Source organism: Martinezella sp. CNPSo 3732 (assembly GCF_057784515.1).
The window spans coordinates 138,708-159,075 of sequence record NZ_JBXSOO010000006.1 but is presented as its reverse complement, the minus strand read 5'-3'; the positions used below and the strand labels follow the sequence as shown (position 1 = coordinate 159,075).

Genomic DNA, 20,368 nt, shown 5'->3' with positions numbered 1-20,368 from the left:
TGCGACATCTTTGCGACACTCCCTGCGACATGTTGACTATCGCCATTTGTTGAACGTCCACCCCCTTGTATCACATGGGCGCTTACTATACGTAACAACAATTATAAGGTTGCTTATGAATAGCAGGCTCCCAATACAATGATTTCGACCCCCACCGTTGGTTTTCTCCTCCACGATGTTGCGCGACTGCTTCGGAAGAGATTCGAGCAGCGTGCGAAGGATTTGGGTCTGACGCGCTCGCAGTGGCAGACCCTAGCCTACCTTGCAAACAATGAAGGTATCCATCAGGCCGGACTGGCCGAAATTCTGGAAATCGAGCCGATCACGCTAGTGCGTATCCTGGACAAGCTCAGCGAACGCGGGCTGGTGGAGCGCCGGCAGCATCCGAATGATCGGCGCAGCTGGCTCCTCTACATGCGCGAAGAGGCTCGGCCCTTGATGGACGCCATGCGCAGCATCGGCGAACAGTCGCGCAGGGAAGCGCTGGAAGGCGCCTCTCAGGAAGATCAAGAGCGCCTCTATGAATTGCTTACCCTTATGAAATCGAACCTGGTTAGCGCCTGCCGTTCAAAGGCAGTCGACAAAGAGTTACAACATGGCTGAAGCATCCTCCCCACTTCGCGTACCTGCGAATGCAAACTCCTCCGAACAAAATCAAGCTTCCGTCGCCGAGGCTCCATCCTCCAACCCGGCGCCACAGCCTTCGACGGCCGCACCGGCCGCACCGGCGGCGCCCCCGGAGAGGCCGCGCAAGCGCCGTAGCATGACGCGACCAGTCCTGTTTGCGTTGCTTCCGGTCGCGCTCGTCATCGGCGGCTATTACTACGTCACCGGTGGCCAGATCATGTCTACGGACAATGCCTACATCCAGGCCGATATGGTCGGCGTTTCCACCGATGTTTCCGGCACGGTGATTTCTGTCGACGTGCATGAAAACGAGGTGGTGAAGAAAGGGCAGGTGCTTTTTCGCCTGAAGCCCGATTCGTTCCGGATCGCACTCGAAGGTGCGAAAGCGCAGCTCGGCAATGCCAGGAACCAGATCCTGAACCTGCAGGCAAGCTATAAGCAATCCCTGTCGGAAATTGCGCAGGCGCAGGCCGACATCCCGTACTATCAGACGGAATTCGACCGCCAGCAAAACCTGATCACCAATTCGGTCGCTTCCAAGGCGGCTCTCGACCAGGCCAGACACAATCTCGAAGCCGCGCAGCAGAAGGTATTGGTCGCAAAGGCCACAGCCGCCGCGACTCTCGCCCAGTTGGGCGGCGAAGGCACTGCCGATCTGCCTCCGGAGCAGAACCCGCTTTATCTGCAGGCAAAGGCTGCGGTTGATAATGCGCAGCGGGAACTTGACGACACCGTCGTCAAAGCCCCCTTCGACGGCGTGACCGCAAACGTACCCTCGCTGCAGGTCGGCGCCTATCTGACGGCCTCCCAGCCGGGATTCTCGCTGGTTTCCACCACACATCTATGGATCAACGCCAGCCCGAAGGAAACAGAACTCACCTATGTCCGACCCGGCCAGAAGGTCGATATCTCTGTCGACGCCTATCCGGGCGTGACCTGGAAGGGCACGGTCGCCAGCATCGCGCCGGCATCCGGCTCCAGCTTCTCGCTTCTGCCGGCACAGAACACGACCGGCAACTGGGTCAAGGTGGTCCAGCGCATACCGATGATCGTCAATATCGACGACACGGCGGGCAAGCCTCCGCTGCGCGTCGGAATGAGCGTCGTCGCCGATGTCGATACCGGCCATGCCCGCGGCCTGCCAGATTTCATTACCAACCTGCTGGGCCATGCCCGCGGTCAGGATCATGAGTAACTCCGCCACAGCCTCTCCCACGGCGCCCGTTGCCAATCGCGGCGCGATCACCGCCTGCGTTATCCTGTCGGTCATCATGCAGGCGCTGGACACCACCATCGCCAACGTTGCCCTGCCGCATATCCAGGGCGACGTTTCCGCAAGCGCCGACCAGATCAACTGGGTTCTGACATCCTACATCGTCGCAGCGGCGATCATGACGCCGCCTTCCGGGTTCCTTTCGGCAAAGTTCGGCCGCAAGCGGGTGCTGCTGGTAGCAATCGCCGGCTTCGTCGCCGCGTCGGTGCTCTGCGGCCTGTCGGAATCGCTGATACAGATCGTCGGCTTCCGCCTGCTGCAGGGCCTCTTTGGCGCCGCGCTCGTACCGCTATCGCAAGGCATTCTGCTCGATATCTACAGTGTCGAGGAGCGTGGCCGCGCCATGGCGCTGTTCGGCGTCTCGGTCATGGTCGGACCGGTGCTGGGTCCCGTCATCGGCGGCTGGCTGACCGACAATATCAGTTGGCGCTGGGTGTTCTACATCAACGTGCCGATCGGCGCGCTTGCATTCTTCGGTATGGTCGTCTACGTGACGGAAACGAAGCTCGATGCGCTCGCCAAGCTCGATTGGTTCGGCTTCGGCATGCTCTCCATTGCGATTGCCGGCTTGCAGCTATTCCTCGACCGCGGCGAGCAGCTCGACTGGTTCTATTCGAGCGAAATCATCATCGAGGCGCTCGTCTGCGTCAGCGCCTTTTACCTCTTCCTCGTGCACATGTTCACGGCCGAGCGAAGTTTCGTCAATCCGCGCCTGTTCATGGACCAAAACTTCGCCGTCAGCATCCTGTTCATCTTCATCGTCGGCGTGACCTATTTGGCCTCGCTGGCGCTGATGACGCCCTATCTGCAGACGCTGATGGGCTACCCGGTCGTGACTGCCGGCATCGTCATGGGACCGCGCGGGCTCGGCACCATGTTCTGCATGTTCCTTGTGGGGCGCCTGATCGGCAAGGTCGACACGCGCTGGCTATTGTTCATCGGCCTCGCACTGACGGCCTGGGCTATGTACGACATGACGGGCTGGACGCCGGATGTGTCGCAATGGACGCTGATATCGGTCGGCTTTGTCCAGGGGGCGGGATTGGGCTTCCTCTTCGTGCCGCTAACCACGATCGCTTTTGCGACGCTGCCGGCGCAGATGCGCGGCGAGGGGACGGGTCTCTACAACCTCTCGCGCAACATCGGCTCCAGCGTCGGCATTTCCGTCGTGTCCATGCTGATTACCGAGAACACGCAGGTCAACCATGCCAATATCGCCGCCTATGTCACGCCATTCAACCGCTATTTCGACCTCACGGCCGCGCAGGGCGTGAGCCCGTTCACGGCGGTCGGCAGGGCCACGCTTGACGGCATGATCACGACGCAGGCGACCATCATCGCCTATATCGACGACTTCAAGCTGCTGATGCTGATGTCGATCTTCGCCATGCCGCTGCTGGTGCTCTTGCGCAAACCGAAGGCGCCGCCGGCGGTCGACCATAGCGTCGCGATGGAATAGTCGCGCAGCCTTTCCAGTTTCACTGCGCGGCTCATGGCCGCCGGGCGCCACCCCGGCGGCCGCTTTGCTTTTTGCTCTTTCATGGGAAACGGCGGCTGACGAAGCGCGAGCCGGCAGCACCGAAGCGCCATAGTGGATCGATATTCTTCGTGATGCCGATGCGCTTGCCGGAAACGACCGGCACCGGTTCGGCCCGAGACAACGAAAATGGAGCCGCATCCAGCGAGCGGCCGTCGAGGCTTATATCGATAGCAAGCGCCTGCGAAAGCTTGCCCGGCCCGTTGCACAGCGAGACGATGTCGGCCAGTCCCCGCCGCCGGATCATGTCTTCGATGCCGTTTTCCGGCTCGATCGCCCGGATGAGCACGGCGCTCCCTTTGGTGCAAACGAAATTCAGACACCAATGAATGCCGTAGGAGCGGTAGACATAGACATGGCCGGCCGGGCGGAACATGGCCGCATTGCGCGGCGTCGGGCCGCGATATGCATGAGAGGCCTCGTCATCGGGCCTATAGGCCTCCGTCTCGACGATTCGACCGCCCACCTCCCCAACCGTGAAGCGCATCCCGACCAGGTCGGACGCGACCACGACGGCATCTCGGCTGAAAAAGGCGGTGAGGGCAGGGCCGGCGAAGGGTTCGATACCAAGAGACTGGGAATGATCGTCAGAAGTCATGGGAGGAAACTATCCCGGATAGCCGAAGCCATCAACACGGCGCCGAACATCGAGTGCTTGGTCGGACGCGGTGACAATTGACAAAAACTAAGTATTACTTATTAATAGCCTGCTTCAGTCAGATTTGACCCCTGACCTGGCGAAGGTGGCCCGAGCCTTTCCAGCGGCTGGGCCACCTTATTTTCTAGCACGCTGACGACATCAATTTCCCACAGCGCCACCCGACCCGACCGATATTCCTCAATCGCCATTCCTGCCGATATCGCGAATGCGAGGGAGCTGGACGGAACAAGTTGACGCGGCGACTAAAGCTGCTAAAAAGCCAGCCGTCGAGTGATTGGGTAGAAAAACCGGTGACCACACCCGGTTTCGAAAAATCAGCACTGCATGGATTTTTCAGGCCCTTTCAGTTGCTTGGGAAGAGTGTCCGAGTGGTTTAAGGAACCGGTCTTGAAAACCGGCGTGCGGGAAACCGTACCGTGGGTTCGAATCCCACCTCTTCCGCCAATAGGCTTTCCCAATTTTTTCCTTCCCGTAAAAATCCCAGCACGTCACAAACCGCGCCCATGCCTTGTCATGTCCTTCGCAAAACCAAATTCGAAGGAGATGACAATGATCCGGCAGGGCATCGCAATCGTGTATCATAGCGGCTATGGACATACCGGCCGGCAGGCCGAGGCCGTCAGGGCAGGGGTCGAAGAGGTTGATGGCGCGGAGGCGATACTGTTGACCGTGGACGAGGTGGAGCACCATTGGGATGATCTCAATGCGGCGCAGGCGATCATCTTCGGCTCGCCGACCTATATGGGCTCGGTCTCCGCATCGTTCAAAGCATTTCAGGAGGCAACATCGAATGCCGTTCTCGCCAGGGGCTATCTGTGGAAGAACAAGATTGCGGCCGGCTTCACCACTTCGGGGTCACGATCCGGTGACAAGCTTTCGACGCTGATGCAGATGGTGATCTTCGCAGCCCAGCATGGAATGCATTGGGTCGGTCTCGATCTGCCGCCGGCCAATTGCTCCTCGACGGGCTCGGAAGAAGACATGAACCGCCTCGGCTTCTGGCTTGGCGCCGCAGCGCAGGCGAATACGGACGAAGGCCCGGAGACTGCGCCGCCCGCATCCGATCTCGCCACAGCCCGCCATCTTGGCCGGCGGGTGGCACTGACGGCGCTGCAGTTCGCCCGTGGCCGCGACGCCAATCCATTTGCGCGCGAGTTTGCAGCCCATGAGTGAGGCGCTGTCCGACCCGATCTTCTCCGAGCTGCGTCCGCGCCTTGTCCGGCTTGCCTATAGAATGCTTGGATCAGTCGCGGATGCCGAGGATATCGTGCAGGATAGCTGGCTGCGCTGGCTGGCAACCGATCGCGCTTCCGTTCGCGAACCGGCGGCATTCCTGCGGACTATCGTCACCCGGCTTTGTCTGAACGAGCTGAAATCGGCGCGCCGTCGCCGGGAATCCTATGTGGGTTCCTGGCTGCCCGAGCCGATCTTCGATCCGGAGGACGGCGATGCCGCTGACGATATAACCATGCCGCTGATGCTGGCGCTGGAGCGTCTTTCGCCTTTGGAGCGGGCCGCCTTTCTCCTGCATGACGTATTCGGCATGGATTTCGACGACGTCTCCCTGGCGATCGGTCGCGAGGCGGTCGCCTGTCGCAAGCTTGCCAGCCGGGCGAGGGCGCATGTCACCGAGGCAAGGCCGCGCTTCGCCGTCGGCAAGGAAGAAGGCCTCAAGCTTGCCGCAGCCTTCTTTGTAGCATCGAGAACGGGAGACATGGCCTCTCTTCAGGCCCTGCTTTCAGAAGATGTCGTTGTCTATGCCGACGGCGGCGGCAAGGTGCCGACATCGCGGCGACCACATATCGGGCTTTCCGCCACGATGCGGCTTCATGAGCAGCTGGCGAGAATTTTCCGCGAGCATCCCTCGCAACTGATCCACTATGCGATCATCGATGGCTTGCCGGGCTTCGTAACGATAGAGGGCGACAACATCGTGCAGACCACCGCGCTGCAGATCGAACGGGAAAAAGTTGTCGCCATCTATTGCACGCGCAACCCGGACAAGCTGAAGCACATTATCGGGGCGGCAGAGTCGGCGACGTCTATCAGGACGAACTCTACTGATGCGCCCTGATACAAGCACTTGAAAGAACTGCTCCAAATCTGTCCATCAAAATCCCAGCACAATCACAAACCGAGTGCATCTGTGGCAATCCGGAACGGTTGATGGCGACCGTAGAACAGGTCATTACCGGAGCGGGACGGTCGTGACCGACACTACTTGCAGCCGGCAGTGCTTTACTGGGCATTAACCATGATCTTCGGAAATTCTTCGGTGCGCTCAATTTGCATCGCAAAATGGACAAACTGCAATCATGATTAAAGCACCGTTAGGTGATTGGAGCGTAGCAGGATACCGGAACGAGGGACTACCGGTGGCAGACCTCCGTCAAAGTAATGAGTAGCGGCTTGGGACAGATGACATTCGAAAATCGTGCGGTGACATACACAACGGCCATGCGTTGGTTTGCTCTCTCACTGATGTGTGCAACCATCACGGCTTGCGGGACGTCTCAGAAGGTTGCCTCGACACGCAAGCACGGCAAGGAATATTTCTCCGAGAAGGAATATGGCGTGAAGGCGAGTCCTCGCGTCGTCAATAACGGCCCGGTGCCGAAGGGTGGCGGCCGCTTCATGGTCGGGAATCCCTATCAGGTGAAGGGCAAGTGGTATTATCCCAAGGAAGATTTCGGCTATAACAAGGTGGGCGTCGCTTCTTGGTATGGCTCGGCCTTTCACGGCCGTCTGACCGCCAACGGCGAAGTTTACGACCAGCAGTCGCTGACCGCCGCCCATCCGACTTTCCCGCTGCCGAGCTATGCCCGCGTCACCAACGTCGAGACCGGCTCCTCCATCATCGTTCGCGTCAATGATCGCGGCCCATACCATCCCGGCCGCATCATCGACCTTTCGAACAAGACGGCACAGTTGCTCGACCTTCAGCACAGCGGCACCGGCGACGTACGCGTGCAATATGTCGGCCGCGCCCGCATGGACGGTCATGACGAACCCTATCTGATGGCTTCCTACATCCCGAAGGGGTCGCGTCTGCCCGGCATCAACCCGGGGGGCCAGATCGCAACTGGCGTGATGGTGGCCTCTGCCGGCCGGATGACTGCCGATCAGCTGCCGGATTCGTATACCCCAACACCGACGCGCCCCAGCCGCCAGGTGCGCAGCTTTGATGCCGCGCCGGCGATGGCGCCCGTCCCACGCCAGTCGCCCTATTCGGCAACGGCCTTCGCCGATGCGCCGAAGCCTGCCTACAATGGCGACAAGCGCAACAATCCGCCGCCGATGACCTGGAACGGAGGCGCAATGCCTGCCGCCGAGGGCGCCGAGCCGGTCATGATCGTTCTGCCGCAAATCGGGCCGATTCCCCGTGAGCGACCGGATTTCACGCCCCGGCTGGCAAGCCTCGACGATCAATCGATGGGTTCGGCTGTCGCCGCCTATCAGAGTGCGCCGGTCAAAACAGTTTATGTCGATCTCGCTTTCGATGCCGTCATGGTTCGCAACGACGGCCTCACGCAGGAATCGATTCTCTCGTCCTATCGCCGCCAGCACCAGACTACGACGCAGGTCGATTGATCGGCGTCATTGCCTGAATCTTAACCCGTCACTAAAATAATCGTGCCGGTGCTCGGATGAAGGGGACGATATGCCAAAGCGCTTGATTCTTTTGTTCCTTTTTCTCCTCGGATTCGCAAATGTCACGGCCTTTGCGCAGCCGGCTGCACCAGGCGCTTTCGACACGAAAGCCGCGCAGGCATTCATGATCGAGGCGTCGACCGGTACGATCCTGCTTGCCAAAAACGAGGATCAGCTGATTTCGCCTGCGTCGCTTGCGAAGCTGATGACGCTGGATGTCGTTTTCGATGCGATCGGGCGAGGGGAGATCAATCTCGACACCGAATATCCCGTCTCGGAAAATGCCTGGCGGACGGGCGGCGCTCCCTCGCGTGCGTCAACGATGTTCGCAGCTCTGAAATCTCGTATCCGCGTCGGCGATCTTATCCAGGGTATAGCCGTGCAGCAGGCGAACGACGCCTGCATCGTTCTGGCGGAAGGCATGTCTGTCAGCGAACGCGAATTCGCGCGGCGCATGACGGCGCGCGCCCGCGAGATCGGGATGTCGCGGTCGACCTTCACCAATTCAACCGGGCTGCCCGATGCCAACGATCCCAATGGCGGCGGCAAGGTCTCCGCGCGGGAGATGGTCATGCTGGCACAGGACCTGCAGGAGAAGCACGCGGATCTCTACAAATATTTCGGGCAGGCCGACTTCACCTGGAACAAGATCTATCAGCGCAACAAGAACCCGGTGCTTCTACTCAATATCGGCGTGGATGGTCTGGGACTCGGCTTTGCCGAAAGCGAAGGCTTTTCGATCGTCGCCTCCATTCAGCGCGACGGCCGCCGGCTGTTCCTGGCGCTGGGGGGTCTGAAGAGCGACAAGGAACGCATCGAGGAGACGCGACGCGTCCTCGAATGGGGTCTCAGCAATTTCAAGAGCCAGCGTATCTTCGCCGTCGGCGAAGTGATCGGCGACGCCAGCGTCTATGGCGGCGCTGCTTCCACCGTCGGCCTGCAGGCGAAAATACCCGTCGATGTCTATGTTCCGATCGAGACGCCGGATCGGCTTTCGGCGCGCATCGTCTATCGCTGGCCGCTGACGGCGCCGGTGGCCGCGGATTACGAAGCCGGCACCCTTCGCGTGTTCCTGGGCGCGCGTTTGGTGCGGGAGCTGCCACTCTATACGAAGGAATCGGTCGAGCGGGGCACATTGGGTCGCCGCGCTTTCGATGCCTTCATGGAACTGACGGAATCGCTGCTGTTCTCCTGGCTGTGGGACAAGCCTTTGCCGACGTGAGTAGGCCGTAAGGCTCGCGAATCTCTGTTCACACCCCATATAGAGTGGCGGAGACCGGGACATGCACGGTTCCACCTGGCCATGTCTTGGGTTAAACAGGATGCGTATCGCACGCCGCACGAATGGCACGCGAAAAGTGCAGGACATGATCATTGGCTGATGCAAACGGATTATTCGTAAGCTTCGAAGGCGGCGAGGGGGCTGGCAAATCCACTCAGATTCGCCGGCTGGCTGAACGGTTGCGCGAGCGTGGCCACGAGGTTCTTGTCACACGCGAGCCCGGTGGATCGCCGGGCGCAGAGGCGGTGCGGCACGTCCTGCTTTCGGGTGCCGCGGAAATGTTCGGCACGCGCATGGAGGCCATCCTCTTTGCTGCTGCTCGCAACGATCATGTCGAGGACATCATTCGTCCGGCACTTTCGCGCGGCACCATCGTCCTTTGCGATCGGTTCATGGATTCCTCGCGCGTCTATCAGGGTGTGACGGGCAATCTCGAGCCTGACTATATCGAGGCTCTGCAGAGGGTTGCCGTCAACGGCGTCATTCCGCATTGCACCCTGATTCTCGACATTCCCGCCGAAGTCGGTCTGGAGCGCGCACGCAAGCGCGCCTCCGCCGTAACCGCACCCGATCGCTTCGAGAAGGAAGAGATGCAGACCCACGAGAAGCGTCGCGAAGCGTTCCTCGATATCGCTGCCCGCGAGCCCGAGCGTTGTCACATCATCGATGCTCAGAAGTCGGAAGATGAGATCGCCGCTGAAATCGCCGAAATTGTCGACAAGCGGCTCGGTGCAGCCAATATCGCCGCAGGATCGGAAGCGGCGCAATGAGCGATGAACGGCCGGGTGTCCTCGACGGCGCCATTCCTCCGCAGGATAATGTGAAACTCTTTGGCCATGAGCAGGCGGAGGCCTTCCTTGCACAATCCTATCGCTCCGGCAAAGGCCACCACGCCATGCTGATCGAGGGGCCTGAGGGCATCGGCAAGGCGACGCTCGCCTTTCGTTTCGCCAATCACGTCCTCTCCCATCCCGATCCGGCATCCGCGCCGGAGAGGATCGGCGATCCCGATCCAGCATCGGTCGTCAGCCGGCAGATTTCCGGCGGAGCATCGCATAATCTGCTGCATTTGAGCCGGCCGATCGACGACAAGACCGGCAAGGTGAAATCCGCGATCACCGTCGACGAAGTGCGTCGCGCCGGAAAATTCTTTTCGCAAACTTCGGGCACCGGCAACTGGCGCATCGTCATCATCGATCCCGCTGACGATCTCAACCGAAGCGCTGCCAACGCCATCCTGAAAATCCTTGAGGAACCGCCGAAGCGCGCTTTGTTCCTCGTGCTGTCGCATGCGCCGGGCCGGCTTCTGCCGACGATCCGCTCGCGCTGTCTGCCTCTGAAGCTCGCGCCGCTCGAAAACGAAGCTTTACGCTGGGCGCTCGAAAATCTTGGTGTATCGCCGGGACAGGGGAACGAGGTCCTTTCGGCGGCCAAGGGCAGCGTCAGCGAGGCGCTCAAGCTCCTGAATTACGGCGGCGGTGAAATCATCGAGGCCTATCGGCAGGTGCTTTCTGCTGATGGACCTGCTGCTCGGAAGGCGATGCACCGCCTCGCCGACGCGCTTTCCGGCAAAGATAGCGACACGATCTTTGGTTTCTTCCTGTCGCATATCGGCGATGACATCATCGACCGGGCTCGCGCCGCCGCGCTTGGCGGCTCCATTTCCACGGCCGAGAGGCTGGCCCGGCTGCATTCGGAGACCACTGAGCGATTGAACGTGTCCCAGGCGTACAATCTTGACCGCAAGCAGACGCTCATCACTATCCTTGGCGAGCTCAAGCAGCAGCTTTCGGCATAGACAGATCACCATGCCCGACGAAAGCCATAACGGCGCTTCCTCTGAATCGCATCAGGGAAAGATCAGCTTCCAGGCGACGATGGCCAGCGTAACGGCAAGGATGATGCGCACGGAGCGCTCATGCAGGCGCGGTGCCAGCAGGCTGCCTGCGACGATGCCGGGAATGGATCCTACCAGCAAGGCGAAGAGCATCGTCCAGTTGATCTCGCCGATAAACCAGTAGCCCATACCGCCGATCAGGGTCAGCGGCACGGCATGGACGATATCGGAACCGACAATTTCGCGGACATCCGTCTGCGGATAAAGCACCAGCAGGACGGTGACACCGAGCGCGCCCGCGCCGACGGATGTCATCGTCACGAGAATGCCGAGCATAAGGCCGAGGATGACCGTCAACAGAGCAATGTTGCGCGGCGATATCGTGCCGCGTTCGCCGCGCCATTTGCGAATGGCCTCGAGAATCTGGCCTCGGAAAATCAGCATCAATGCCGTCAAAAGTAAAAGACAGCCCAATGACAGGGTGATGGCATGGGCAACGGCGGGGCTCTCGCGATTGACGCCGGCCATGATCCAGAGCATGGCGAGTGCCGCCGGAACGCTGCCGGAAGCGAGAAGACTGACAACCCTCCAATTGATCCGTCCGTGCATGCCGTGCACGGCCGTTCCAGCCGTCTTGGTGATTGCGGCATAGAGCAGATCCGTGCCAACGGCCGTTGCCGGATGGACGCCGAAGAGAAGCACGAGCAGGGGGGTCATCAGCGAACCGCCGCCGACCCCCGTAATGCCCACAAGCATGCCGACGAAAAAGCCGGAAAAGGAATAAAGCGGCTGAAAGGAATTGATCAAACTCAAATTCACGGCCTCTTGAAGCCGTTAGGTAGGCCAATACATAAAACGATGAAATTCACGGCCACTTCTGTCCTGCGTTCCAGTCTTTGGAAGTGGGTAAAGGCGAGGCGGAGTCGAGTCAAGCAAAGCGCCATCCTGAAGTTCCGAATGCTGCGCGCGCGAAACTTGATGTTTCGCTCATGGCAAACATGCGCTAAAGCGAGCGGAGCAAGAATAACAGCGACGTAACAGTAAAAGCGGGCCACTGCCTCACATGACCGAAAAAACTCCGTTCTACATCACCACCGCGATCGCCTATCCCAACGGCAAGCCGCATATCGGCCATGCCTATGAGCTGATCGCCACCGATGCGATGGCGCGTTATCAGCGCCTCGATGGCCGCGATGTCTTCTTTCTGACGGGTACGGACGAGCATGGCCAGAAGATGCAGCAGACGGCGCGAGCCGAAGGCATGGAACCGCAACAGCTCGCCAATCGCAATTCCGACGAATTCCAGGCGATGGGCAAGCTGCTGAATGCGTCGAATGACGATTTCATCCGCACGACGCAGCCGCGCCACCACGAGACCTCCCAGAACATCTGGAACCTGATGGCCGATGCCGGCGACATCTACAAGGATTCCTATGCCGGCTGGTATTCGGTGCGTGATGAAGCCTATTACCAGGAAAACGAAACGGAGCTGCGCGCCGACGGCGTGCGCTACGGGCCGCAAGGCACGCCGGTCGAATGGGTGGAGGAGGCAAGCTACTTCTTCAAGCTCTCCGAATACCAGGACCGGCTGCTGAAGCACTATGAGGAAAATCCCGATTTCATCGGTCCGGCCGAGCGCCGCAACGAGGTCATTTCCTTCGTCAAATCCGGCCTGAAGGATCTGTCGATTTCGCGTACGACCTTCGACTGGGGCATCAAGGTACCGAACGACCCGTCGCACGTCATGTATGTGTGGGTCGACGCTCTGACCAACTACATCACGGCGACCGGCTACATAGAGGATCGCAATAATCCGAGGGCGAAATACTGGCCTGCCGACCTCCATGTCATCGGCAAGGACATTATCCGTTTCCACGCCGTCTATTGGCCGGCTTTCTTGATGTCGGCGAAGCTGCCGCTGCCGAAGCGCGTTTATGCCCACGGCTTCCTGCTCAACAAGGGCGAGAAGATGTCGAAGTCGCTCGGCAACGTCGTCGATCCGGTCAATCTCGTGAACCATTTCGGCCTCGACCAGGTGCGCTACTTCTTCCTGCGCGAAGTTTCCTTCGGCCAGGACGGCAGCTATAGCGAAGAAGCGATCGGCACGCGCATCAATTCCGATCTCGCCAACGGCATTGGCAATCTTGCCAGCCGTTCTCTGTCGATGATCGTCAAGAACTGTGACGGCAAGATCCCGGAATGCGGCCCATTGACGGATGAAGACAAGGCACTTCTCGCGCAGGCCGACGCCTTGCACGCTTCGACGCGCGAAGACATGGGCAAGCAGCTCATTCATCGTGCCCTTGCTTCCATCATCGCGGTGGTTTCCGAAACCGACCGTTATTTCGCGAGCCAGGAGCCCTGGGCACTGAAGAAGACCGACCCGGCCCGCATGGCAACCGTGCTCTACGTCACGGCCGATGTTGTGCGCCAGATCAGCATTCTGCTGCAGCCGTTCATGCCGGAATCCTCGGGCAAGCTCTTGGATCTCATCGCCATCCCAGCCGACAAGCGCGATTTCGCGGCGCTCGGCGAGGCTGGCCGCCTCGTTGCCGGAACGCCGCTGGAAGCCCCGAAGCCGGTCTTCCCGCGCTATGTCGCGCCGACCGTCGAATAAGGTTTTCCATGCTGATCGATACGCATTGCCATCTGGATTTTGCCGATTTCGAAGAGGAGCGCGACGCGATCGTCGCCCGCGCTCACGAGGTGGGCGTCAAGCAGATGGTCACCATCTCGACTAAGGTCAGGAAGCTCGACGGATTGCTTGCGCTCACCGAGCGCTATCCGTCGGTTTTCTGCTCGGTCGGCACGCATCCGAACAGCGCCGATCAGGAGCTGGACATCCAGACCGAAGATCTCGTGCGGTTGGCAAACCAGCATGAGAAGATCGTCGCGATCGGCGAGGCTGGTCTCGACTACTTCTACGATACCGTCAAGCCTGAAGATCAGAAGACCGGTTTCCTGCGCCATATCGCAGCCGCGCGCGAAACACAGCTGCCGCTCGTCATACACAGCCGCAGTGCCGATGAGGATATGGCCGCGATCCTGACGGAGGAAACAGGGAAGGGGGCTTTTCCCTTTATCCTCCATTGCTTCTCCGCCGGCCCTGCCCTTGCCCAGACCGGTGTCGAGCTCGGCGGCTATATTTCCTTTTCCGGCATCCTGACCTTTCCGAAATCGGAAGAGCTGCGCGAGATCGCCAAGACGATCCCACACGATCGTCTGCTGGTCGAAACCGATGCGCCTTATCTCGCGCCGAAGCGCTGGCGGGGAAAACGCAACGAGCCGTCCTATGTCGTCAACACGGCCGAGGTGCTGGCCGATGCGATCGGCGTCAGCATGGCTGATATAGCCGAAATCACCACGGCGAACGCCTTCCGCTGCTTCTCGAAAATGACGAGGGTCTGACGTCGTGACATACCGGCGGCGCTTCACCATTTTGGGCTGTTCATCGTCGCCGGGCGTTCCCCGCATCACCGGCGACTGGGGCGCCTGCGATCCGAAAAACGCAAAAAATCGACGGACGCGTGCGGCCTTCCTGATAGAACAGATCGCGCCGAACGGTGGCATTACCACCGTCGTCATCGATACCGGTCCGGATTTCCGCGAACAGATGATCCATGCCGGCGTCAGCTTTATCGACGCCGTTCTCTATACCCACGCCCATGCCGACCATATTCATGGCATCGATGATCTGCGCGGCTATTTCCATATTTCAAACGAGCGCATCCCGATCTATGCCGATCCGCCGACGATGGACCGCATTCGCGAAGGCTTCCGCTACTGCCTGGAAACGCCTACCGGCAGCAGCTATCCGCCGATCGTACGGCCGGTGCTGATCGAAAATCTCGAGAAAAGTTTCGTGATCGACGGGGCAGGCGGTCCGATCCGCTTCTGGCCGCACAAGCAGGTACACGGCGATATCCATTCGCTGGGTTTCCGTATCGGCAAACTCGCTTATTGCAGCGATATCAGTGACTTCCCACCGGAATCGATAGAAAGAGTTCAAAACCTCGACATTCTGATCATCGACGCTCTGCAGTATCGGCCGCATCCAAGCCATCTGTCGTTGGAGCAGTCGCTCGAGTGGATCGAACGCCTGGCGCCGAAACATGCCATCTTGACCCACATGCATACGCCGCTCGATTATGAAACCGTACTGGCTGAAACGCCCGATCATGTCGAGCCGGCCTATGATCAGATGCAGATCGAACTCGACGTGGAGGACGACGATCTATGAGCGAAGATATCAAGAAGCTTTCCAGCCTGGAGCGCGTCGAACTTGCGGCGCGCACGCTGGGGCTCGACATCTCGATCAAGCGCATGGAGCAATCGACGCGGACGGCAGAAGAGGCTGCCAAGGCCGTAGGATGCGCCGTCGGTCAGATCGTGAAATCTCTGGTCTTTGTCAATGCCGATACGCAGGCGCTGACGCTGCTTCTGGTTTCGGGCGCCCATAATGCCGATACGGCTTATATTGCCACAACTTATGGCGTTCGACTGAAGCGGGCCGACATCGATCGCGTGCGCGACGAGACCGGTTTCGCCATCGGCGGCGTCGCGCCCATCGGCCATCTGGTCGATCTGCCTGTTTTCATCGACGAAAGCCTGTTGACTTACGATGAGGTCTGGTGCGCAGCCGGACGGCCGGACAGCATTTTCTCCTGCAATCCAACGACACTGGCCGAGAAGATTACGGCCAAGGTGATCCGCATCAAGACGAGCAAAGAATAACGAATCAGCCGGCGCCGGCAGAGATTGCATGGAATCCCCGCGGTGCTACAGGGAGGATGCGATGAGCGAAGCTTCGGACGGCAAAAGGACCGATACTGCTTCCCGGATAATTCGCTCGACGCCACACGCGGTCTTCAAAGCATTCCTCGATCCCGAAGCATTGGCCTCATGGCTTCCGCCGAAAGGCATGACATGCCGCATCCACGTTTTCGAACCGCATAAAGGCGGCAGCTATCGAATGGCGCTGTCCTATGACGCGCCGGATCATTCGACGCCTGGAAAATCCTCGGAGCATGCCGACATTGTCTCCGGGCGGTTCATCGAGATCGTGGCGGATGAACGCATCGTTCAGGCGGTGGATTTCGAATCCGATGACGCCGCATTCGGGGGAACGATGACCATAACCTGGTCCTTGGAAGAGGTTCCGACCGGCACAAGGGTCACCGTAATTTGTCAGAACGTTCCTTGCGGCATCAGCAGAGAAGATCATGACGAGGGACTGAAATCGACCCTCGGAAATCTGGCCAACCATCTGGAATAAAAACCAAAAGCGTCTGCCTCATCGCTATATCGATATCCATTTTAGTTCCATAATCTATCTTATCTGATGTTTTTATGTGGCGAGGTACATTCTATTTCCAAGTGCGACTTGCGAATGATACCAAATGGGTTGTCACTCGCAAGGAGCACGCAATGAAACGCACCTACTCCCATATCGATCTGGATAACAGCGCGCTTATCCCCTAGCGTCGGTCCGACGCATTTGGGTAACGTCTCGCCGTTCGTGCAAACCAAGATGGCTGACCGAACTTCGATCGTCGGTCAGTCCCATCATGCCTCCAAAGCCATGACGACGATCCAGGCTTGCCATCTGACACCCGGGATTTTCAGCAGCAGATTATCGATCTGCTTGCCGGTGCCCCGGACCGCAGCACCGAACGGGCTCTTGCGAAACGGAATGGACGCGAGCGCAGCGAGCCCGAAGAATTCCAGATCGCACTTCGAGAAATATTTGCGCACGATCTCGAAGTCCGATTTCAAAAGCGGATGCTCATCGACAGTACGGGCCTCTGGCGTCCGGTTGCGATAGAGATTGATCACGGGATTGTGGCCGAGCGGCTCGAAGAAGAAGGCTTTCCCGCCGGGTCGCAACACACGCCGGATCTCGCTCAGCGATTTATCCAGGACAAGATGATGCAGGATGCCGCTGCCGAAAACGACATCAAAGCTCGCTGACGGCAGATTCATATCCTCCGCATTATCGACTTGGAACGTCACGTTCTCGATTCCGCGGAGAGCCGCCATGTTCGTGGCCTGTTGAATGGCGACGTCCGAAATGTCGATACCGGTTATCTGCTTGGCGGAGTGTGCGAGACCAATACTGCTCATGCCATTTGAGCACCCGTATTCGAGCACGTCCCTATCGGGACAGGCTGCCCTCACCAGCCGCCAATAGGCATCCACGGCGGGCTTTACCGCGAAATAGAACGAGTCCTCCTTACGCTCCTCCACCGCACCGAAGCGTTCATTATGAAAGTCGCGCTCACGCGCCAAACGTGCATCATACGTCATCCCGGTCCTCCCAACTTGACCTAATGCGTTGAAATGTTTGCGAAATCTATATTGCAAGGATCATCAGACCGGTGGCGGTCAAATGATGGATCCTTCATTTTCGGAGAATAACAAACTGAAACCAGATATCTCCGTCTATGCGAATTCGCGGTTCGGCGCCGATTCCTACCAGAACATGACAAGCGCAGCGAACGAGCAACTTCCGCTGTAGACATAGGGCAGTCCGCCAGTTCGGCAATCACTACTTGATTATTCGCCGCGCGAGAGCTCTCTCAGCGAGAGGCAGTCGGGATTTTCATCACACGTTTGCACGTAGAAACCCGATCCCCTACCCTCTAAGACAGGCACGATGTAGTGGGATCGGCTTCTCAGCGGAGCCAGCCTCTTGTCGGCTGCATCAAAAATGAATGGCTGGCTGGATGCTGAAATCAGGCCGAGCTTAGTTGGCCGAGCTTTGCTTGGGAGCTCCGGTCGATACCGTGGCTGTTGTGGCCACCGGGGACAGATACGTATCCAGAAGGCTTGCCATCTTGTTGTCGCGAATTTCAGCGGTCTTCTCACCCATGACCACGCCGACAACACGGCGTCCGTTCTTCGTCGCCGAGGTCACAAGATTATAGCCGGAAGCATCGGTGTAGCCGGTCTTGATGCCGTCGGCTCCAGCGTAGCGATACATGAGATTGTTGTGGCCGCGCAGCTTCATGCCGCGGAACTTGATGCCGCGCATCGAGAAGAGCTTGAACTCCTCCGGGAAGTCACGCATCAGCGCAACGCCGAGGGTTGCCATGTCACGGGCTGTCGTGACCTGCTCCGGATCCGGCAGGCCAGAGGGATTCTTGAACACCGTATTGCTCATGCCGAGCTGATGCGCCTTTGCGGTCATCATCTTGCCGAAGTTATCCTCGGAACCGCCAAGCTGCTCGCCGATCGCAACCGCCGCATCGTTGGCGGACAGAACGATGATGCCCTCGACAGCTTCGCGCACAGTGACCTTGCGGCCCGCGCCGATGGCGAATTTGAAGGGCTCCTTGCTCTCGGCGTTCTCCGACATGGTCAATTTCTGATCCCATTTCAGATGACCGGCATGCAGCGCTTCAAAAGCGAGATAGAGCGTCATCATCTTGGTGAGCGATGCCGGGAAATTCAGCTCGTTCTCGTTCGATGCCTCCAGCACCTGGCCGCTATGAGCATCCACCACATAGCTCGCCTGCCCGGCCTGCGCCAACGAAGCTGCGCCAAGGAACGACGCGGTCGAGATTGCCGCGGCGAGCAGCATGGAGGTCTTCTTGAGCATGGTTTGTCTGCGTTTCCTGTGATCGAGATCTGTGACGGGGCGCCGGGCGATCGAAAGGGAATATTCGCCCTTTTCGAAGGCGATGGATCGGGCAAATCTATGGCGGAAAAAAGAATGGCGCCATGAAAAAAGGGCTATGCGGTAATAGTCCCCTGCTCTTTTCAATATTGGCTGGGCCGGATCGCAATCGGTTAATGACGCGGGAATGAGTTACGCTTTCGGCGCCGCGAACAAGGATTATGCAGGCCTGATTGCGGCGGTGAACGTGCGAAATATCGCAAACCATCGCGACGCAATGTGCGAAAGCGGTTTCTGCTATCGGGGACAGGGCCGCAACGTTACCACCTCGCTCAAATACTGCTGGCGGTCGCATCAGGAACACCGCTATTTAAGGCGTTCGGCCCGACGGCTCGCGTGCTTTTGAGCGACATGCCTTATCTCCAAAACCAGGACTTGTTGACTTCGGTGTACGCTTCAGTGCGCGTCATGCCGATATCGCGAAGCTGATCGTCAGTAAGGTCGCGCAGGTCCCACCTCGTTTCACGCTTTTCGAGATAAGCCAGAAACTTCGCCAGCGCCCTTCGCAAAATTCCACGCCTTCGCGGACTACGACCTGCGCCTGTCGCTGCCGGCATCGGCCTATCGATATCGGTGGTCATTTTCCTGCTCCTTGGGGCTCATATCAACATGGCCTCAGGATGCACTGGCTTAAGCAATGAATGAAGCTTATGGTATTTATACAATCCATAAGGAATTCTTCTGTTGCTCAATCTGGATCAGCTGGCCGCCTTTGTTAGCGTCGTCGATCTAGGCAGCTTTACGGCTGCTGCCGATAAGGTCGGACTGACGCAGCCTGCCGTCAGCCTGCAGGTGAAGCTGCTGGAGCAGCGCCTCGGCGTGAAACTGATCGAGCGCGTCGGGCGACGGGCACAGCCCTCACCAGCCGGACTTGATCTGCTGCAGCATGCGCGGCACATCATCGAATGCTGTTCTTTGGCGGAGGATGCGATGACGCCTTTTCGCGAGGGATCCGTCGGCCGTGTGCGGATCGGCAGCGGCGGCACGGCCTCGATCCATCTCTTGCCGCGCGCCATCGCCATGGCAAAGAAACGCATGCCTGATATCGAGATCATTGTGCGCATTGGCAATATCGACGAGATTCTGCGGGATCTCGAAACCAATGCGCTGGATCTCGCAGTAGTGGCCCTGCCCGCCGCCGGCCGCTCGCTCGAGGTCGAAGCATTCCATGAGGACGAGCTTTTGGCCGTCGCCCCCAAAGGAAGCGTAATGCCGGATGGCGGGCCTGATGTGGAATTCATGAAAGACAAGACGCTGTTGCTCTATGAAGGCGGCAACACACGCCGCGCGACGAACGAATGGTTCGAGGCAGGAGGCGTCCGCCCAGAACCGGCCATGGAATTCGGTAGCGTCGAGGCTATCAAGGAACTGGTCGCCGCGGGTCTCGGATGGTCCATCCTCCCGGACATGGCGCTGAGACGCGACAAGTCCGATCTTCTGGTGACGTCACCGCTCAGACCGAGACTGGTTCGGCAGCTCGGGATAGTCCTGCGCCGGGACAAGCATCTCACGAAGGGTCTTCGCGAAATCATGAAATCCCTTCGCGAATTTCAAGCGTCGGATCACACGGTATAGGGTAAGTGGTCGGCGGCCTTTCGCTTACGGACCAAAGAGCAGTGTCCGTAGCTGCTTGCTCCAAGAACAGGTCATCGATCTCGGGCAGGATAGACGATGATTCGGTCTCGGTATATTGGAGAGATGGGTCTCGTACCTGAGCAGGCCGAAGTTCGCCGCAAAAAGCCACACCACAGGCTCGAAAACTGTCATTCCGAGCGCCTCTGTTGCCAAAACGTGAATTGAACCTATATAGAGCCTATCGACC

The 20,368-nt window shown here is 58.9% G+C and carries 20 protein-coding genes and 1 tRNA gene; 16 read left to right on the top strand and 5 right to left on the bottom strand.

Annotated features, from left to right (window positions below; translation table 11 throughout):
* Positions 1-138: 138 nt before the first annotated feature.
* The 3 genes from AC13RM_RS14325 to AC13RM_RS14315 are packed head-to-tail and all read left to right on the top strand — an operon-like array spanning position 139 to position 3,359.
* Positions 139-603 (top strand): MarR family winged helix-turn-helix transcriptional regulator, encoded by a 465-nt coding sequence (locus AC13RM_RS14325; protein ID WP_095434908.1) that lies wholly within the window; start codon positions 139-141, stop codon positions 601-603.
* Positions 596-1,822 (top strand): HlyD family secretion protein, encoded by a 1,227-nt coding sequence (locus AC13RM_RS14320; RefSeq protein WP_374822069.1) that lies wholly within the window; start codon positions 596-598, stop codon positions 1,820-1,822. The genes AC13RM_RS14325 and AC13RM_RS14320 overlap by 8 nt, the downstream gene beginning before the upstream one ends.
* On the top strand, positions 1,815-3,359 hold the full coding sequence (locus AC13RM_RS14315) for a DHA2 family efflux MFS transporter permease subunit (RefSeq protein ID WP_374822072.1): 1,545 nt from the start codon (positions 1,815-1,817) through the stop codon (positions 3,357-3,359). Before AC13RM_RS14320 ends, AC13RM_RS14315 begins: the two co-directional genes overlap by 8 nt.
* A 79-nt stretch (positions 3,360-3,438) precedes the next feature.
* Here AC13RM_RS14315 and AC13RM_RS14310 read toward each other — a convergent pair whose 3' ends face one another.
* Positions 3,439-4,035 carry a DNA-3-methyladenine glycosylase gene (locus AC13RM_RS14310; RefSeq protein WP_488555210.1) on the bottom strand — a complete coding sequence of 199 codons (597 nt, stop codon included), beginning with the start codon at positions 4,033-4,035 and terminating at the stop codon, positions 3,439-3,441.
* Positions 4,036-4,452: 417 nt separating this feature from the next.
* Here AC13RM_RS14310 and AC13RM_RS14305 point away from each other — a divergent pair.
* From AC13RM_RS14305 to AC13RM_RS14275, 7 genes are all read left to right on the top strand, one after another.
* A tRNA-Ser gene (locus tag AC13RM_RS14305) sits at positions 4,453-4,542 on the top strand.
* A 105-nt stretch (positions 4,543-4,647) separates the two neighbouring features.
* On the top strand, positions 4,648-5,271 hold the full coding sequence (locus AC13RM_RS14300; RefSeq protein WP_162738105.1) for a flavodoxin family protein: 624 nt from the start codon (positions 4,648-4,650) through the stop codon (positions 5,269-5,271).
* On the top strand, positions 5,264-6,172 hold the full coding sequence (locus AC13RM_RS14295; RefSeq protein WP_374822076.1) for a sigma-70 family RNA polymerase sigma factor: 909 nt from the start codon (positions 5,264-5,266) through the stop codon (positions 6,170-6,172). Before AC13RM_RS14300 ends, AC13RM_RS14295 begins: the two co-directional genes overlap by 8 nt.
* 344 nt (positions 6,173-6,516) lie before the next feature.
* Positions 6,517-7,689: a septal ring lytic transglycosylase RlpA family protein gene (locus AC13RM_RS14290; RefSeq protein WP_374822079.1), complete on the top strand. Its 1,173-nt coding sequence runs from the start codon at positions 6,517-6,519 to the stop codon at positions 7,687-7,689.
* A gap of 70 nt (positions 7,690-7,759) precedes the next feature.
* Positions 7,760-8,971: a D-alanyl-D-alanine carboxypeptidase family protein gene (locus tag AC13RM_RS14285; RefSeq protein WP_374822082.1), complete on the top strand. Its 1,212-nt coding sequence runs from the start codon at positions 7,760-7,762 to the stop codon at positions 8,969-8,971.
* A gap of 152 nt (positions 8,972-9,123) precedes the next feature.
* Positions 9,124-9,801 (top strand): dTMP kinase, encoded by a 678-nt coding sequence (gene tmk / locus AC13RM_RS14280; protein WP_374822084.1) that lies wholly within the window; start codon positions 9,124-9,126, stop codon positions 9,799-9,801.
* Positions 9,798-10,829, top strand: a complete 1,032-nt coding sequence (locus AC13RM_RS14275) for a DNA polymerase III subunit delta' (protein ID WP_374822087.1) — start codon at positions 9,798-9,800, stop codon at positions 10,827-10,829. The genes tmk and AC13RM_RS14275 overlap by 4 nt, the downstream gene beginning before the upstream one ends.
* Positions 10,830-10,880: 51 nt before the next feature.
* On the opposite strand, the gene AC13RM_RS14270 is transcribed toward AC13RM_RS14275, so the two are convergent.
* The gene (locus AC13RM_RS14270; protein ID WP_374822157.1) at positions 10,881-11,624 is read right to left on the bottom strand and encodes a sulfite exporter TauE/SafE family protein; all 744 of its coding nucleotides are present in this window, start codon (positions 11,622-11,624) and stop codon (positions 10,881-10,883) included.
* A gap of 307 nt (positions 11,625-11,931) precedes the next feature.
* On the opposite strand from AC13RM_RS14270, the gene metG reads away from it, so the two are divergent.
* The 5 genes from metG (at position 11,932) to AC13RM_RS14245 (ending at position 16,143) form a co-directional block, all read left to right on the top strand.
* Positions 11,932-13,485, top strand: a complete 1,554-nt coding sequence (gene metG / locus AC13RM_RS14265; RefSeq protein WP_113229871.1) for a methionine--tRNA ligase — start codon at positions 11,932-11,934, stop codon at positions 13,483-13,485.
* 8 nt (positions 13,486-13,493) lie between these two features.
* A complete protein-coding gene (locus tag AC13RM_RS14260) occupies positions 13,494-14,276 on the top strand; it encodes a TatD family hydrolase (protein WP_374822090.1) in 783 nt (260 codons plus the stop codon).
* A 4-nt stretch (positions 14,277-14,280) separates the two neighbouring features.
* Positions 14,281-15,108: an MBL fold metallo-hydrolase gene (locus AC13RM_RS14255; protein WP_374822093.1), complete on the top strand. Its 828-nt coding sequence runs from the start codon at positions 14,281-14,283 to the stop codon at positions 15,106-15,108.
* Positions 15,105-15,602, top strand: a complete 498-nt coding sequence (locus AC13RM_RS14250; RefSeq protein WP_285172668.1) for a YbaK/EbsC family protein — start codon at positions 15,105-15,107, stop codon at positions 15,600-15,602. The genes AC13RM_RS14255 and AC13RM_RS14250 overlap by 4 nt, the downstream gene beginning before the upstream one ends.
* Before the next feature lie 61 nt (positions 15,603-15,663).
* Positions 15,664-16,143, top strand: coding sequence for an SRPBCC family protein (locus tag AC13RM_RS14245; RefSeq protein WP_285172669.1), 480 nt, complete (start codon positions 15,664-15,666; stop codon positions 16,141-16,143).
* 290 nt (positions 16,144-16,433) lie between these two features.
* Here AC13RM_RS14245 and AC13RM_RS14240 read toward each other — a convergent pair whose 3' ends face one another.
* The 3 genes from AC13RM_RS14240 to AC13RM_RS14230 all read right to left on the bottom strand — a co-directional run bounded on the left by AC13RM_RS14240 (position 16,434) and on the right by AC13RM_RS14230 (position 19,127).
* Positions 16,434-17,174, bottom strand: coding sequence for a class I SAM-dependent methyltransferase (locus tag AC13RM_RS14240; protein ID WP_374822097.1), 741 nt, complete (start codon positions 17,172-17,174; stop codon positions 16,434-16,436).
* Between the two features lie 439 nt (positions 17,175-17,613).
* The gene (locus AC13RM_RS14235; RefSeq protein ID WP_374822100.1) at positions 17,614-18,468 is read right to left on the bottom strand and encodes a D-alanyl-D-alanine carboxypeptidase family protein; all 855 of its coding nucleotides are present in this window, start codon (positions 18,466-18,468) and stop codon (positions 17,614-17,616) included.
* Between the two features lie 434 nt (positions 18,469-18,902).
* Entirely contained in the window at positions 18,903-19,127 is a 225-nt protein-coding gene (locus AC13RM_RS14230) for a DUF1127 domain-containing protein (RefSeq protein WP_374822103.1), read from the bottom strand.
* Positions 19,128-19,230: 103 nt separating this feature from the next.
* On the opposite strand from AC13RM_RS14230, the gene AC13RM_RS14225 reads away from it, so the two are divergent.
* Positions 19,231-20,121 (top strand): LysR family transcriptional regulator, encoded by an 891-nt coding sequence (locus AC13RM_RS14225; protein ID WP_374822106.1) that lies wholly within the window; start codon positions 19,231-19,233, stop codon positions 20,119-20,121.
* The last annotated feature ends 247 nt before the right edge of the window (positions 20,122-20,368 follow it).